This window comes from Streptomyces sp. NPDC057623 (genome assembly GCF_042800355.1).
GTDB lineage: Bacteria > Actinomycetota > Actinomycetes > Streptomycetales > Streptomycetaceae > Streptomyces.
This window is the reverse complement of record NZ_JBHVGZ010000125.1, coordinates 1-14788: the sequence shown is the minus strand read 5'-3', so window position 1 is coordinate 14788 and position 14788 is coordinate 1. Positions and strand designations below refer to the sequence as shown.

At 67.7% G+C, this 14788-nt stretch carries 17 protein-coding genes and 2 pseudogenes; 15 read left to right on the top strand and 4 right to left on the bottom strand.

The window, feature by feature from the left end; all coding sequences use genetic code 11:
• Positions 1–332: 332 nt before the first annotated feature.
• Positions 333–1094 (bottom strand): metallophosphoesterase family protein, encoded by a 762-nt coding sequence (locus ACFU95_RS49330; protein ID WP_383843931.1) that lies wholly within the window; start codon positions 1092–1094, stop codon positions 333–335.
• A 408-nt stretch (positions 1095–1502) separates the two neighbouring features.
• Positions 1503–1787, bottom strand: a complete 285-nt coding sequence (locus ACFU95_RS49325; RefSeq protein WP_383843928.1) for a hypothetical protein — start codon at positions 1785–1787, stop codon at positions 1503–1505.
• Here ACFU95_RS49325 and ACFU95_RS49320 point away from each other — a divergent pair.
• The 3 genes from ACFU95_RS49320 to ACFU95_RS49310 all read left to right on the top strand — a co-directional run bounded on the left by ACFU95_RS49320 (position 1777) and on the right by ACFU95_RS49310 (position 4307).
• The gene (locus ACFU95_RS49320; protein ID WP_383843926.1) at positions 1777–2037 is read left to right on the top strand and encodes a hypothetical protein; all 261 of its coding nucleotides are present in this window, start codon (positions 1777–1779) and stop codon (positions 2035–2037) included. The genes ACFU95_RS49325 and ACFU95_RS49320 overlap by 11 nt on opposite strands.
• Positions 2038–2211: 174 nt before the next feature.
• Positions 2212–2589: a nuclear transport factor 2 family protein gene (locus ACFU95_RS49315; protein ID WP_383843923.1), complete on the top strand. Its 378-nt coding sequence runs from the start codon at positions 2212–2214 to the stop codon at positions 2587–2589.
• Positions 2590–3002: 413 nt separating this feature from the next.
• The gene (locus ACFU95_RS49310) at positions 3003–4307 is read left to right on the top strand and encodes a TnsA-like heteromeric transposase endonuclease subunit (RefSeq protein ID WP_383843920.1); all 1305 of its coding nucleotides are present in this window, start codon (positions 3003–3005) and stop codon (positions 4305–4307) included.
• 670 nt (positions 4308–4977) lie between these two features.
• Here ACFU95_RS49310 and ACFU95_RS49305 read toward each other — a convergent pair.
• The gene (locus ACFU95_RS49305; RefSeq protein ID WP_383843917.1) at positions 4978–5631 is read right to left on the bottom strand and encodes a TetR/AcrR family transcriptional regulator; all 654 of its coding nucleotides are present in this window, start codon (positions 5629–5631) and stop codon (positions 4978–4980) included.
• Between the two features lie 107 nt (positions 5632–5738).
• Here ACFU95_RS49305 and ACFU95_RS49300 point away from each other — a divergent pair, with 107 nt between their 5' ends.
• The 5 genes from ACFU95_RS49300 to ACFU95_RS49280 all read left to right on the top strand — a co-directional run bounded on the left by ACFU95_RS49300 (position 5739) and on the right by ACFU95_RS49280 (position 8443).
• On the top strand, positions 5739–5933 hold the full coding sequence (locus ACFU95_RS49300) for a hypothetical protein (RefSeq protein WP_383843914.1): 195 nt from the start codon (positions 5739–5741) through the stop codon (positions 5931–5933).
• Positions 5934–5991: 58 nt separating this feature from the next.
• A complete protein-coding gene (locus tag ACFU95_RS49295; protein ID WP_383843911.1) occupies positions 5992–6390 on the top strand; it encodes a VOC family protein in 399 nt (132 codons plus the stop codon).
• A gap of 95 nt (positions 6391–6485) precedes the next feature.
• Positions 6486–7142, top strand: a complete 657-nt coding sequence (locus ACFU95_RS49290; RefSeq protein ID WP_383843908.1) for a CatB-related O-acetyltransferase — start codon at positions 6486–6488, stop codon at positions 7140–7142.
• Positions 7139–8032 (top strand): virginiamycin B lyase, encoded by an 894-nt coding sequence (locus ACFU95_RS49285; protein ID WP_383843905.1) that lies wholly within the window; start codon positions 7139–7141, stop codon positions 8030–8032. Before ACFU95_RS49290 ends, ACFU95_RS49285 begins: the two co-directional genes overlap by 4 nt.
• 63 nt (positions 8033–8095) lie before the next feature.
• Entirely contained in the window at positions 8096–8443 is a 348-nt protein-coding gene (locus tag ACFU95_RS49280) for a YciI family protein (protein WP_383843902.1), read from the top strand.
• Between the two features lie 98 nt (positions 8444–8541).
• Here the strand turns inward: ACFU95_RS49280 and ACFU95_RS49275 are convergent.
• A pseudogene (locus tag ACFU95_RS49275) lies at positions 8542–9035 on the bottom strand (IS110 family transposase); the annotation flags it as partial.
• 1092 nt (positions 9036–10127) lie between these two features.
• Between ACFU95_RS49275 and ACFU95_RS49270 the strand changes: the two are divergent.
• The 7 genes and pseudogenes from ACFU95_RS49270 (at position 10128) to ACFU95_RS49240 (ending at position 14526) form a co-directional block, all read left to right on the top strand.
• A complete protein-coding gene (locus tag ACFU95_RS49270) occupies positions 10128–10631 on the top strand; it encodes a hypothetical protein (RefSeq protein ID WP_383843900.1) in 504 nt (167 codons plus the stop codon).
• A gap of 408 nt (positions 10632–11039) precedes the next feature.
• Positions 11040–11480 (top strand): annotated as a pseudogene (locus ACFU95_RS49265) (alpha/beta fold hydrolase); the annotation flags it as partial.
• Positions 11481–11595: 115 nt separating this feature from the next.
• The gene (locus ACFU95_RS49260) at positions 11596–12324 is read left to right on the top strand and encodes a phosphotransferase (RefSeq protein WP_383843897.1); all 729 of its coding nucleotides are present in this window, start codon (positions 11596–11598) and stop codon (positions 12322–12324) included.
• Between the two features lie 429 nt (positions 12325–12753).
• Complete coding sequence (locus ACFU95_RS49255) at positions 12754–13080, top strand: PadR family transcriptional regulator (RefSeq protein ID WP_383843895.1); 327 nt, start codon at positions 12754–12756, stop codon at positions 13078–13080.
• Positions 13077–13433, top strand: coding sequence for a DUF1048 domain-containing protein (locus ACFU95_RS49250; RefSeq protein ID WP_383843892.1), 357 nt, complete (start codon positions 13077–13079; stop codon positions 13431–13433). The genes ACFU95_RS49255 and ACFU95_RS49250 overlap by 4 nt, the downstream gene beginning before the upstream one ends.
• Position 13434: 1 nt before the next feature.
• Positions 13435–13761 (top strand): DUF1048 domain-containing protein, encoded by a 327-nt coding sequence (locus tag ACFU95_RS49245; RefSeq protein WP_383843889.1) that lies wholly within the window; start codon positions 13435–13437, stop codon positions 13759–13761.
• A 324-nt stretch (positions 13762–14085) separates the two neighbouring features.
• On the top strand, positions 14086–14526 hold the full coding sequence (locus ACFU95_RS49240) for a VOC family protein (RefSeq protein WP_383843886.1): 441 nt from the start codon (positions 14086–14088) through the stop codon (positions 14524–14526).
• The last annotated feature ends 262 nt before the right edge of the window (positions 14527–14788 follow it).

The following is a 14788-nucleotide window of genomic DNA, read 5'->3' as shown; positions in this document are numbered from 1 at the left end:
CCACCCCCCGGGTCATGGTCGACAGGGGGCAAAAGTCATGCCGGGCCAGAAGGCCGGGAGCCCCAAGATCGGGGCCGTCTAGAAGGTAACGGGGGGGGCGACAACAAAGCGTCGATCACTCGATCTGAGCGGCGACAGCCCGCGCGCACTCCAGGGACCCGAACTCACGGATGCACCGGCTTGAAGCACACAGGGGAGACCCGTGGCTTGGCGCCGAGGAAGCTTCGGTTTCCCTGAACCCGAGGGGCTGCAGGGGGCTGAGGTTGGTAGGCGTCGTGGATCGTGTAGTCGGTGTTCGGCTTCCTCCTGCTGCTGTGTAGGTGGAGCGCGTGTCACGGGCTGTGGTCGCGTCCGTCCCGTGGGGCGAAGGTTGCGAGGGCGTCTGCGTCGGTCGCGCGAGCGTGCAGGAAGTAGTCGGCCCACTCGGTGATGTCGGGGTAGGCCGAGTCTTGGCTGAGCTGGGTGGCTGCGGCCTGGAGGTCGAAGTGCGTGGTGCGGAGTTCGACGCCCGGGCCCAGGAGCGCCCAGTGCGCTCCCGTTCGTCCGTAGGGCATGCCGACGCTGCCGGGGTTGATCACGAGTCGGCCGTGGGCGAGGCGGACGAACGGCATGTGGGTATGGCCGCAGACCACGGTGCGGATATCGGTGTCGAGCCCGTTGAAGACTTCCTGCCATCGGTCGAGGCGGGAGTCGACTAGGACGACCTCCTGGTCATCGCGAGGGGTGGCATGGCAGAACAGCACCTCTCCCAGGCCGTTGACGGACAGGGAGAGTGATCGTGGTAGCGAGCTGAGAAGTTGGAGGTGGTCTTCGCGGAGCTGTTCAGCTGCCCAGGGGGCGATCGGGTCGGGGATCGTGTCGCGTTGCCCCCGCCGGTATTCGAGGAGTTCGCGGTCGGCGTTGCCACTGATCCAGACGACGCGGTCGCCGAGGCTGGTCAGCAGGTCGAGAACCTGAGTCGGTTGCGGACCGGCGGTGATATCGCCGGTGAGCACGATCTGGTCGGCGGTGCTGACATCTGGTTCGGCGAGTACTGCCTCCAGGGCCGGCAGGACTCCGTGGATGTCGGACAGGACGGCTACTCGGTTCAGCATGGTCACCACTGTGGGGCGACGACAGTCGATCGGCGTGATCTTTCGCCCGGCGCGTAGTTCGAGGGTGGTTGTTCAGCGTGTGTGGTCGCGGGTGCGTAATTCTTCGAGGGGGCTCCAGCCTTGGTGGCGGTGCGGGTGGTGCTCTTGGCGTGGTAGCCCAGTGCCGGGGCGATGACGGGCGTCGGGACCTGGAGGGCGAACTGGCGAATGGCTGAGGTGCGGCCCTTCTCGGCCGGGACGCCGAGTTCCGCAGCGCGTCGTGCGGAGTGCCATGTCAATCGGAGCAATGTGCTCAAGCGGCAGATGTTCCGCCCGCGCGGGATTCGAACTCCACCGCAAGCGAGTTCTCCCCACTCCGTGAATCGCCGCCCCCACCGCTGCGCCACGAAGTCGCTCCTGAAGAACACGTCATGAGGCCGGGTTGAACGACTTCCAGCGGCCCTCGGAGATTACTTCGACGGCGCCGTCGGCCACCTTGATGGCAGTCTGCTCGTCAATCGCGCAAGCCGGACCCGCGATCCCGGCGGCCCATCGCTCTGCCGCGGCCATGGTGTTGTCCGGGCAAGCCGGGTGATCCAGGTGCGGGAAGAGCGAGAAAGCAGCCAGGCCCAGCGTGCTGTCGCGCCGGCGGGCGCCTTCCAGCCCACGAAGTCCTGCCCTATGGGGGGCATCACCATGCACAATGCCCGTCACCGCCGCCGAAGAGGTCCTGGACGCGGCCGACGCCTCTTGCCAGGGCATGGCCAGTGAGCTGGTCCTCGTCCTGCACGGCCGTATTCCGGTGGACTCCCTGAAGGTCGACGGCGACCGACGCCTCTTCGACCTGCTTCAGGCACGGGAGCCGGAGGACTGGAACGCCGAGTTCCCGGTCGAGGTCGATGCCCTGGTCGTGCTTGCCGAGCCGTCACTCGGGTGCTGTGTGGGACCCCCAGCTTGGTCATGATGAGAGCCGGAACACCCCGTCAAGGATGCCTTCGGCGTCGCCTGCGGCAATGCCCGTCAGTCACCTTGACCGGCGATTCCGGCAGGTTGGGGGTGCGGCTTCCGTGTGCTGTCGCCCCTGCGCTATCCGGCATCACGGACGGGCGTTGTCAGTGGGGGCTGCCAGGATGCGGACATGGAGTCTTCGGAGGTCGTTGAAGCGTTGTGGGACCGCATGCAGGCCCGGGACTGGGAGGGGCTGGGTGAGTTGCTGGCCGATGACCTGGTGGTGGAGTGGCCCGTCAGCGGAGAGCGGATCGTGGGTCGCGGCAACTTCGTGCGTATCAACGCGGAGTATCCGGAGGGGTGGTCGATCCGGGTGCTGCGGATCGTGGCGGATGGCGAGGCCGTGGTCTCCGAGGTGGAGGTCCCGCACGACGCCATGGGGGTCCACCGCGTGGCGTCGTTCTGGACCGTTCGGGACGGCAGGATCGTGGGTGGGCGGGAGTACTGGACCGAGGTGGGGACGGATCCCTCGCCGGAATGGCGGGCTGCGTACGTGCAGCGGATGTAGGCCGCTCGCGTTGGCCGTCCGTGCGCCTGTCGTAAGCCGGCTGCCGGTCTCACGGTGCCTCTATGCGCGGGGACGGGGCCCCCGGCTGCGACTGGTTGTGGTCGTGGAGCAGGGTGTCGGGCCACGGTCGTCCTGTGGGTGCGGTGGGCCGTTGATGCCGTCGGTGAAGTCAACGGCGGTGTTCTCTGAGCGGGCCTGCCGTTCGAGGCCTGGCGGCGGATGCGTCGGGCGAGAGCTCGGACGGAGGCGGTGGCTGCCGGCTTGACGGCCTCGTGGTCGCAGTGCGGGGTTGCGCGGACGGTCGGGGTCGACGGCCGGCCTGGTCTTCGGCAGTGTGCTGCTCTCCCGCCTGCCGCAAACGGCCTGGCACGCGCGGCGCATGCAGCCGGACGAGGCTTGAGCCCGTCCGTGCGATGGATGCGGGGCCGCTTCGGGCATCGAGGCCGCATGTCCTTCTCTGCCCGGCGAGGCGGTCGGATGGAGCGAAGTGGCTTGGGTCCAGGGTGAGTTGGAGGCGTATGCGGACGCGCCGAGTCTCAGGATCATGTCCGTCGGACTGGTTTGTGTCTGTGGGTCGTGTACGCGGGGTCGTTTCGTCGCACCTGACTTTTGCTCGCGAGGGCGGTTCGGGGCCGTTCTCCTGGTTGTCTCGGCGGTTGCTGTGGCTTCCTCGAGATCAGCGTCCGTACAGCGTCGAGGGGGGTGTCGTGGTGGTCTTGCGGGAGGGGCCCGAGGGGTTCGAGGTCGAGTACGTCGATGCCGATGATCTACGCCGACGGGTGGGGCTGGCCGAGTGCTGGGTGGAGCCATTCGGGCAGCTGCCGCCGGTTCGTACGGTGCGGACCCATCCGGGGCAGGAGTCGGTGACACGGCAGTACTCGGCCGCGACGTCGCAGGGGCCCGCTGCCGGTGGAGTCGCACCTGGAACGGCACCACGCGATGCTGCTGGATTTCGATCCGCAGGTGATGGGCCGGCCGCCCAGCCGTTCCGGCTGCTCTGGCCCACCCGCCGGGGGCGACGCGGGCACGTGCCGGACTTCTTCGTCCGGCGCGCGGACGGGGAGGGCCTGGTGGTCGATGTCTGTCCGGACGACCGTATCGAGCCGGATGACGCGGAGGCGTTCACGGCGACGGCGCGGGCCTGTGAGCTGGCCGGATGGCGGTTTGTGCGGGTCGGGGCGGTGGACGCGATGCTGCTGGCGAACGTGAAGTGGCCGGCGGGCTGCCGCCATCCCCGATACGGCCGGCCGGAGCTGAGGCGGGCCCCGCTGACTGCGTTCGCCTGGCCGGAAGCGCTGTTCGCGGGGGCGGGCGGCGACCGGCTGGAGGTGCTGCCTGTCCTCTACCACCTGCTCTGGCGGCAGCTTCTCCATGGCGACCTGGACAAGGGAATGTTGGGGCCTGACGGCATGGTCGAACCGGCGGGGCGGGTTCGGTGCGTGCGGTCCGGCGGCCGCCCGTGGGCCGGGCCCGTGGGCCGGGTGCGGTTCGACAGTGCGGTGCACACGGTCCTGGGCATCAGCGGGAAGCTGGTGCGTCTCGCGGACGGGCTGGAACAGTCCAGCGCGATGCATCTGCCGAGGCTGATGACTGCGCCCGGCTTCGAGGCGGTCGGCTCCGGACCGCGCCGGTTCCGGCCGCCGGGACTGCTGGACGGATCGGGGCCCGATCTGGCGGAGAAGGCCTTGCGGTGGCACCGGCACGTGATGAGGTGCTGACCTGACTGGCCCCGGACGCCCCGGCGGGCACGGCCCCACGCCCCGAGTACGACCGGCCTCGTGGTCGCTGGCCGACCGGGAGGCGGCCAAGGCCGCTGAGCTGTCGGCGGAGTTGGGGCACCCGGTGAGCCGTCACACCGATGCGGCGCCGCAGTCAGCGCTACCACAAACGCGGAGTGCAGGGCATGGTCGACGGGCGTCACGCGCCGCGCCGCCCGGCACAGGGGCAGGTGGACCCCAGAGTCGTGGACGAGCTGCGGAAGCTGGCGCACCAGGCTGCGGCCGGCTCGACCCGCACTGTCAGCTACTACTTCACACGGGTCGGGCGGGCAGTGAAGACCGCGCGACGCTGTTGATGGCACGGCGGCCTACCTCGTCATTGACCACGACCGCACCTGGCAGTCGACCCTCGGAACCGAGCGTCAGAACCCTCCGGTCGGATCTCACGGGGAGATTTCACACCCGTGGACACGATCAACTGAGACGCAGTCGCCCACTCGCAGTTGGCGAACACGAAGATCTGAGACGCCGGCCTCGGACCGTCTCACCACACGATGCGACATGCCTGCTCGAAGCACCGGCAGAGAGCTAGATCCAACGAGAGGGGACAGCCGTTTCGGTGGCTGCCACAGACCGGGCACCGTCGGAACGTCGACGAGGGACGCCTGGCTCACGCTGCGGCGTAGTCGGCGAGCGACGGCGCCAACAGGCCGAAGGCACTGTCCGCCTCTGCGGTGACAGTGGTGGAGATCCGGGCGTTGTCCTGGCCGATGAGGGTGAGTTCCTGGATGCGCTGGAACAGGGTGCGGTGTACGGCGCCGAGCAGGGCGGCGGCGGTGCGGGGGGTGATGTCGCCGCGGAGTGCGCCGGTGGTATCGGCCAAGGCGTCTGCCAAGGCAGCCTCTCGCAGATCGTGCAGGTCGCGCAGTCGGGCGGAGAGTGTGGGGCTGTCGGCGATCATGCGGGCGAAGTCGGGGCCGGAGAACCCGGCGACCGGGTCGGCGTTCGCAGCCGCTTCGGCGAAGGCGTGATGCAGGGCCGACAGGGCCGACTCGCCGGTGCGACGGCTGGTCACCGTACCGGCCAGGGTGGCGATGAAGGCGTCCTGGTGGTCCAGGGCCAGGTCCTCCTTGCGCGGGAAGTAGTTGGTGACCGTCTTCTTCGCCACCCGCGCGGCGGCGGCGATCTCGGCGATGGTGGTCCGCTCGAAACCCTGGGCGAGGAACAAGCCGGTGGCGACGTCGGAGATGAGCTGACGGGTCTCCTGCTTCTTGGATTCCCGCAGGCCGGTGGGGGGTGCGGACGAGCTGGCGTCGGTAGTCATGGGGCAATCTTACCCTCATGGCATTTTTATGTTGACACCCTCAAGGGTGTCGGTCTAAGTTTACGTCCGTCGTAAGTTTCCTGCGGAGCGAAGAAACGGATGTGCCCATGCTTGAATCCCGCCCCGTCGCCCTTCGGGTCGCGTCCGTCGCGCCCGTCGTGTTCGGCCCGGTTCTGACCGAGCGCGACAACCGCGCCCAGGCTCGGCCCCGCGGCAATCAGCGTCCCTCCCGCGCGCTCCCCGCACCCGACCGGCGAGTTCCCCCGAAGGCCCGCAATCTGCCGCGCCGCTCCGGCTACTGACCTGAGCCCACCCGGCACCCCCCGCTCCACCTCCCGGAAACCACTGAGGAGAAGCACCTTGCAGATCACAGCGTCCACCGTCTCGCTCACCGTCGACGGTGTCGCCGCGTCCCAGCGGTTCTTCACCACCCATCTCGGCTACGTCGAGCAGGCCGCCGCCGAGGGGTTCGCCTCCCTGTCGCGCGACGACGCCGCGATGGACATCGTCCTGCTCGCCCGCGGCACAGAGGTGCTGCCGGCCGACCAGCGCGACCAGCACGCCAGCGGCCTGATCCTCGCCTTCACCACCACCGGCATCGCGCACGAGGAGAAGCGGCTGCGCACCGAGGGCGTCGAGATCACCATGCCGCTGCGCGAGGAGCCCTGGGGCGAACGCCTCTTCCAGGTCACCGACCCCAACGGGGTGATCGTCCAGTTCGTCGAATGGGTCACCCCGCCCGGCCCCGAGAACGCCTGACCGCCCACCGCGTCAGGCCGAATCCGGGCCATGCCCCGGCAACGCCCGGCCCGGACCGTGTGCGACATCCCGCAACCCGGCAAAGGACCTCGACCTTGTCACCTGATCCGACCACCGTTCACCCGCTGCCCGCCCACGACCGCGTGGTGTTCCTCAAACCGCTGGTCACCTCACCGAACATCGGCGTGGGTGAGTACACCTACTACGACGATCCGAACGGCGCCACGGACTTCGAGCACCGCAACGTCCTCTACGCCTACGGGCCAGAGCGTCTCATCATCGGCAAGTACTGTGCGATCGCCTCGGGAACCACATTTCTGATGGCCGGTGCCGAGCATCCGACGATGGGGGTGTCCACGTACCCGTTCACCATGTTCGGCGGCCGGTGGGCCGAACAGACCCTGGACATCGTCACCGCCATGCCCAGCCGCGGCGACACGGTCGTCGGCAACGACGTCTGGTTCGGTTACCGGACGACCGTCATGCCCGGCGTGCGGATCGGCGACGGCTCCATCATCGCGGCCGGTGCCGTGGTCACCGCCGACGTTCCGCCCTACACGATCGTCGGCGGCAACCCGGCCAGACCCATCCGACAGCGCTTCTCCGACGCCGACACCGAGCGGCTGCTGCGCGCCGCGTGGTGGGACTGGCCCGCCGACCTCGTCACCGAACACGCCCGCACCATCATGGCCGGAGCCCCGGCCGACATCGAACGCATCGCCACCGAGCACGGTTTGGGGAAGCCCCTTTGACCCAGATATCCATCGAAGAGCACACGGTGGCCGACAGCGAGGCCGGACCCTACGCCCTCACCACGGGAGCGGACGGCGCACTGTGGTTCACCCTCGTCCACAGCGGCCGGATCGGCCGCCTCGTCCCCGGTGAGGAGCCGACGAGCCACCGGCTCGACCCCACCTGCGGGCCGACCATCATCACACCCGGACCCGACGGCGCGCTGTGGTTCACCGAGTACCGGGCCGACCGGATCGGGCGGATCACCACCGACGGCGTCATCGACGAATTCGACGTGCCCACATCCGGCTGCGGCCCCTTCGGCATCGCGACGGGACCCGACGGCGCGCTGTGGTTCACCGAGACAGCCGCCGACCGCATCGGCCGCATCACCGCCGACGGCCACATCACCGAGTTCTCGCTCCCGGTCACAGGCGCCTTCCCTTCCGCGATCACCGCCGGTGACGACGGGATGTGGTTCACCCTCAACCAGGCCGGCGCCATCGGCCGCATCGACATGACCGGTGCGGTCGCCATCCATCCTCTGCCGACGGAGGCGGCAGCACCGGTGGGGATCGCCTCAGGCAACGACGGGACCCTGTGGTTCGTCGAGATCGCCGCCGGTCAGATCGGACGGATCACTCCCGACGGGCAGATCACCGAGTTCCCGCTGCCGGACCGCACCGCCCGACCGCACGCCGTCACCGTCGATGAACAGGGCGCCGCATGGTTCACCGAATGGGGAGGCAACCGCGTCGGCACGATCGCCCCCGACGGCTCAGTCACCATCCACGACCTGCCCACTCCCCATTCCGAACCGCACGGAATCACTGTCGGTCCCGACGGCGCCCTGTGGACCGCACTGGAGATCGGTGCCCTCGCCCGCATCTCCACGAACAGCGCCCCCTGACCAGGCTGGCCCCTTACATCCCATCAGCAGCGGTTGCCCGTACGGCGGCCGGAGAGGAACCTCATGAAATACGCACTCGTGATCTTCGAGACGGACGAGTCACGCCGCCGGATCCAGGCCGACCGGGCCGCATATCGCAAGGAATACGAAGGCTGGATCGGCAGCCTCGCCGCCGCCGGGAAGCTGGTCGGCGGCGAAGCCCTGGAGACCGAGCACATCACTCCGGCGACGGTGCGCACAAAGGCCGACGGGACATCAGAGGTGACCGACGGGCCCGCGCAGGCCGGCGAGGAGACCCTCGGCGGCTGGTTCATCGTCGAGGTGGCCGACCGCGAGGAAGCCCTCGAACTGGCCAAGAGCCTCCCCACCCCGGAGACCATCGAGATCCGCCCGATCCTCGAATCGGCCTGAACAACAGTGGAGTCCGGCCCGATGACATAGCGCCCGGCCGCGGGAACGCCGCTCAGAGGGTGGGCCTCCACTCAGTTCCTCGATCCGGTGGGCCAGCAGTGGATCTGCATGAACAGGCCCCGCAGCCGGTTGGACAGGCGGGTCGCTTCAGCGGCGAGGGCGTCGTCGAACCCGGCAAGGATCTGCAGCTCGGCGAGCGTCTCGTCGTCGAGGTCGACCGATCGCAGGGTGTGGGCATCGCCCGGGCGGCGACGGCGATGATGAAGGCGTCCTTCGCGTCTGTCCGTGCCTCGCCGGGGTCGAGGTCGGCGATCCTGTGCATGGTCAGGCCGGGCAGGTAGGCGACGTGGCAGCCGAGCTCGCGGGCGACGGTCAGGGGCAGGGCGCCGATGGAGGCGACCTGGTCGACGATGACGAGCACGGTGCCGTGCTTGGCCTGCAGTCTGGCGAAGACCTCGCGGAGTTCGGGCTCGCTGTTGGGCAGTCTGCGGTCGAAGGTGTTCTTCCCGGCCGGAGCGAGCGCGGTGGCGTGGTGTTCGCCCTTGCCGACGTCCAGGCCGAGGTAGACGTCGATGGCGCCGGTGTCGATCACGTGCTGTGACCTCCGGTCATGCTCACCCGGCCCTGCCACGGCACTGATCGCCACATCCACAGGACGAAGAGCCTCCCGACCTGGGAAAACGCCAGTGGTCATGCCCCTGATCAGCGGCCTGTCAGTGCCTCCGGAGCTGGTGACATCACCCCCCCAGGCCATGCACTCGATAGGGGACGGTAGTCATGCCAACTCCGAAGGTCGGTAACCCCGTTGTGGGACCACGAAGACGGTAGTGGGGGGCAAGGACGCGTGGGGCCGCCGCCACGGCTTGGGGCTGGGTGAGTACGGTCATGGCTGGGAGTCGATGACTGGCGCGAAGGCCAGCCCTGGCTGTGGATCCTGCGGATCCTGCGGTGCGACGGGTGACAGCGGCGATGTCTGGATCGGGTCCTGCACCGCGGGAGGTCGGGGCGCCCGCAGCCACGACCTCAGTCATGCTGGGTTCCACGGCGTCTCTCGCGCCATGACACGTCCCGTGTGCTGGGCTGTTCCTGGACCAGGGCTGGCTCGGCGTTTCGGTGGCGCGCGTTATCAGGCCTGGGGTGATGGCACCCCGCACTGGTGATGACCGCGGGCTTTGCCTTGTCTCCGGACACCTGGGGTGCCCTGGCCCTGGTCGCTGACGGTCCCCTTTGCTGCGGCTGCCATGGGAGTGTCTGGACCGGACGCGTTCCGGTCCTTGTGGGCGTGCGTCGGCAAGTCTGTCCCGTGGCGAGCGTGTGTGCCCGCTACGATTCCTGCCGTGAGGCGCTGACCAGGTCAGATCCCGATGCCCGAGAGTGGCGTCCTAGTCGTCGTGCGGAGCATTGTCAATGCCCGACACGCGCGCAGAAGTGTGACGGGGTGTCAGTGGTGTCCCCCTTATGGCCCAGCCTCGTGGTCAAGTCGCTTGTGCTTCTGCTTTTTGACGGTTCGTCACATGTGCCGTTCCGCTCTCTTGAACGCCCGATCGGCCCCTTTCTGGTGTCCCTCATCCATTTCTGAAGTGGCGACAGAATTCGGCGTGAGTAGGTTCATTCGTAGGCGGCCGAGTCGGCTGGCATCCCTGAGAGATGGAGAAGCGAAATGCCTGCGAGAGGGAGAAGCGGAATGCGTACGCGTACCGTGGTCGGGATCGCATTGTCGGTGGGCATTACCGTCGTAGCTGTAACCACCGTGGACTATGCGTCGGCTTCAAGTCCCGCGTCCGCCGAGTCGGTGCAAGAGGCCGCTGCCTCCTTGCCTCAAGGAGGAGACGTGGGAGGGAACGGCCAGACGGGCGGAGACGGCCAGACGGGAGGGAACGGCCACAGGTTCGGCGACGGTTCGGACGATCGCGGACGGGTCTATGTCAACGAGCGAACGTATTCGGTCGAGGGAGGTGAGTGCATCGCCGTAATCAGTAGTCCGGCGACCAGCTTCAACGTCCGCAACGAAACTGACAAGAGGGTCGAATTCTTCACCGGGATTACGTGCGACAACGGTGCTGCAATCGCGACAATCGGGCGCGGAGACTCCAGCAACGCAATCCCTGGAACGACGGTTTTCGATGGGAACGGGTTGCCGTTCGCGCTTGTCGGCAGCTTCCGGGCAGTCGACAGGCGCCACCACTGACCCTGGCCCAGGTGCTGCGGCAAGCCGGCTCGCGTGGCATGTGGCACCCGGCCCGCCAGAGGGTCGGGCTCTGACCGTCGAGCCGTGGGACGGCAGTAGACGCGAGCCTTGCCCCCACCCTGGCCCTCTGCTCACGAATGGAGAAATGGATGTCGGCCTCCTGTCCAGGGGCGATACCGGCCGGACCGGCGACCGCGGCGGCGACAGCGCATCCGCGTCCGCGCGCAGGGCATCACCCACGCCAGGGGTGCACGCGATGTGCTGATCCGTTCCCCGGGATACGGGGAGCTCGATCCAGAACAGTAGAGGTCACCCACGACGGGGCCCGGACCGAACGGTCCGGGCCCCGTCGCGTGTACGGCCAGCGCCCGGCGCGCAGGTGGTCGGCCTGGTGGCATGCGTAGGCGGCGGCGTCCATGCCGCATGGCCGGTGACCCCGGTGGCCTGGAAAAAGTGGGACTGCGCTTCTTCGCCTGGATCTTCGCCGGCCTCTTCGCGACCTTCGCCCCCAAGGTGCTACGACCCCGGCTCGCGGCCTGGCTCGACCAGCCCGTACTGGTCGTACCAGAACTGCGCGCCATGGTTCACGCCAGCCGACGCGCCTTCCGTATTCGGCGCCCGGCGCCGCTTCCCCTGCCCGACGCCGAGCTAGCCGGCATCCGCACGCCGCTGTACGTGGTACTCGGCAAGCACAGCTTGATGGTGCATCCGCGGCGGCAGGCCGAGCGCATTCCCCGACTGATATCGGGTGCCCGGGTCGAGGTCGTCGCCGGCACAGGCCACGGACCGCAAATAGACCACGCCGAAAAGGTGAACCACCTCATGCTGGACTTCATGGAGTCCACCGAACGCGACCAGCCGAAGACAGGCGAACGAAAGCTCCAGGGACGCGACCCCGCAAGGGGATACCGGATGCCAAACGGATCGCCCAAGAACACGAGAAGCTGGAGTGATGAAGCCGGGAATGGACGAAGAGCCACTGTCCGGAGGGCGGATCACCCAGGGCGTCGTTCGTGTCGGCGAGACCGTCCGGCGGCCCGTCACAGCAAGGTCGGCCTTCGTCGCTGAACTGCTGAACCATCTTCAGCAACGCGGGTTCAACGGCGCGCCGCGATATCTCGGGCTCGACGACACCGGCCGTGACACGTTCACCTACCTGCCTGGCCGAGTGCCGGCCAGGTTCCAGAGCTGGGGCGATGATCAGGTGGCAGCCGCGGGTGCCCTTCTGCGCTCGTTGCATGAGGCCACCCGCGGCAGCCGCCTTGCCGCGACACATCCGGTCGTCTGCCACCACGATCCCGGTCCGAACAACGTTGTCTTCCACCAGGACCGGCCGATGGCCTTCATCGACTTCGATACCGCCGCCCCCGGCGACCCTCTTGAGGACCTCGGATACATGGCCTGGACCTGGTGCATCTCCTCCAAGCCGCAAGCTTCACCCGCCCAGGAACAGGCAGCCCAGGTACGGCTCCTTGCCGACGCCTACGGACTCGACACCCTGGCGCGCAGCAGCCTCGTCGACGCCATCCTCGACCGCCAAATCCGCAATGCGCTCTGGTGGCGTCAGCACCTCAACACTCCACAGCCACGCGTGGCCGACAACGAACAGGTCTTTTCCCGGATCGCGTGGTCCAGGCGCGAGCACGACTACACAGCAGCCAACCGCGACGTCTTCTTGAGCGCCTTACGCTGACGGTCTCGCGCACGCAACCGAGATGGGGCGTCAGCGCGGCAGCGCCGTCATGCGGGGGTCGTCGGCAGGGGAGAGGTCGAGGCAGGCGCGGTACCAGCGTGCAGGATGGCGCCACCAGGCCGGAGGTGCCGCAGGCGCCAGCGACGCCTGCTTCCACCGCCAGCTCGGGGCCCCACCGGCGTGACCTCCAGCGTCTCCCGGCTGCCCCACCCGGCGGATTCTCTGTCAAGTTCAGCATGTTGACGCGCAACGGCCCATCCGTCAGCTCAACCTATGACCGGGCTGCAGCGTTCGAGGGAACCCGCTTGCTCGCCGAACGAGTCGGCCCGGGATTGCGTCCACCAAAGACGTTGCCGTTCCACTACTCGGTGATACCGTATAGCGGTACTCGGTAGCACGTAGTACTGGTAGGGCTGAGGAGCACCCCCGATGGACGACCTGACGGAGATGTTGAAGGGCACGCTCGAAGGGTGCGTGCTCGAAATCATTGGCAGCGAGGAAACCTACGGGTACGCCATCACTCGCCGGCTGAACGAGCTCGGCTTCGCCGACGTCATCGAGGGGACGGTGTACACGATCTTGCTACGGCTGGAGAGGAACGGGCTCGTCCAGGTGGCGAAACGTCCATCCGGGGTCGGTCCGCCGCGCAAGTTCTACGCGCTCAACGACGCAGGGCGCGAGGAACTCGCAAGGTTCTGGGTGAAATGGCAGTACCTCTCATCACGCATCGACAGGCTTAAGGAGGGTGGGGGATGAACTTCTGGGAGAAGGTCACAGGCAGCGATCTCACCAGAGATTGGAAGGCGTTCGGAGCCCGGGTTGAGGCTCTGCCGGACGACTACCGGGAGGCGTGGGACCAGATCGTCGCTCACCTCTTCCCTTACGGGGACTTCACCGGCCGCAACCTGACACCGATCCTCGATTCTGCCCTTGGGCTGCTCGAAGTGTCGGCAGCGGACGGGCAGAGCGTCCACGAGGTGCTCGGCGACGACATCCAGGGCTTCTGTACGGCGCTGGCCGGCGGAGCTGGGGCCCGGACTCATCGCGACCGGTGGCGCGATCAGTTGAACAGGAACGTCGCAAGGAAATTGAGCCGGCTCGGAGGCTGACGTGAGCATCCAGGACATCATCGAAGGCAAGAAGCAATGGCGGGCGCATGTTGCCCGGGTCAAGGCACTCCCGCCGGACTACCAGATTGTGTACAAGGAGATGCAGAAGTACCTGTTCAAGGTCGGACCGGTCAGCCTGTCCGACGGGCCCCTCCTCCCCGGAATCGTCGACTTCTTCGAGGAGGGCGTCGCCGAGGGAAAGGGAGTCCTGGAACTCATCGGCGCCGACGTCGCCGCGTTCTGCGACGACCTGATCAAGGACTCTCCCACCTACGCGGATGCCTACCAGGAATCCATCAGCGGGGAACCCGGCGCGGCCAGGAAGTGACAGCCGCCGGACGGGTTCGCGACGGTCCCGCCATGGTCCCGCCACGGTGGGGTTCATGGCGTCGTCTGCGTCGGCAGCACGTGCACAGGTGTCTCGACAGCAGCTTTGAGCCGGGGGCTCTCCTTCGCGTCGGCTGCCCTGAGCTCTTTGAACTGCCGGAACTGCTGGTGCAACGCCATTCGCTGCCGGTGTCCCTCCCGACCCGCATGCCCTCAGATCTTTTCGGAGTTCGCCACTCCGCGGATGTCGAGAACGTGCCACCGGCTCCGTCCCAGGGACATCAGCGGCCACCACCGGCCGCACGAGGAAGAAGGAGAGACCGGAATGGCGATTCAGCGGATGGACAACGTCGGCATCGTCGTGGAGGACATGGATGCCGCCATCGCGTTCTTCGTGGAACTCGGTATGGAGCTGGAGGGAAGGGGGGAGGTCGAGGGCCTCTTCGCCGACCAGTGCACAGGCCTCGACGGCGTCCGATGCGACGTCGCGATGGTCCGGACCCCGGACGGTCACAGCCGGCTAGAGCTGGCGAAATACCGCAGCCCCGCAGCGATCAGCGCCGGTTCGCGCGACCGGCCGCACAACATCGTGGGCACGCACCGCGTCATGTTCGCCGTCGACGACATCGAGGACACGGTTGCCCGCCTGCGCCCTCACGGCGCCGAACTCGTCGGGGAGATCGCCCGGTTCGAGGACAGCTATCTGCTCTGCTACGTCCGCGGCCCGGAGGGCATCATCGTCGGACTGGCCGAGCAACTGAGCTGAGACGGAGAAGCCGAACCACGCAGCCGCACGAGATCGTTTGATGTCCTGAACCGCCTGATCAGCCAAGGGCTGCTCTCCGGCGAGAGGAGGCGACGGTGCGGCTGAGTTCCCATCCGATCTTCTCGGGGCCACTCGGCGGGATTTCGCGGATCGAGGGTCTGTCGATCCGGGGGGGTGCCCCTATCTCTTTCGTCAAGGGGCGGGTCGGTTGATTGGTGATGTTTCAGGCGGCTTGGGGGACGGCTTGAGGTTCGAAGAACGT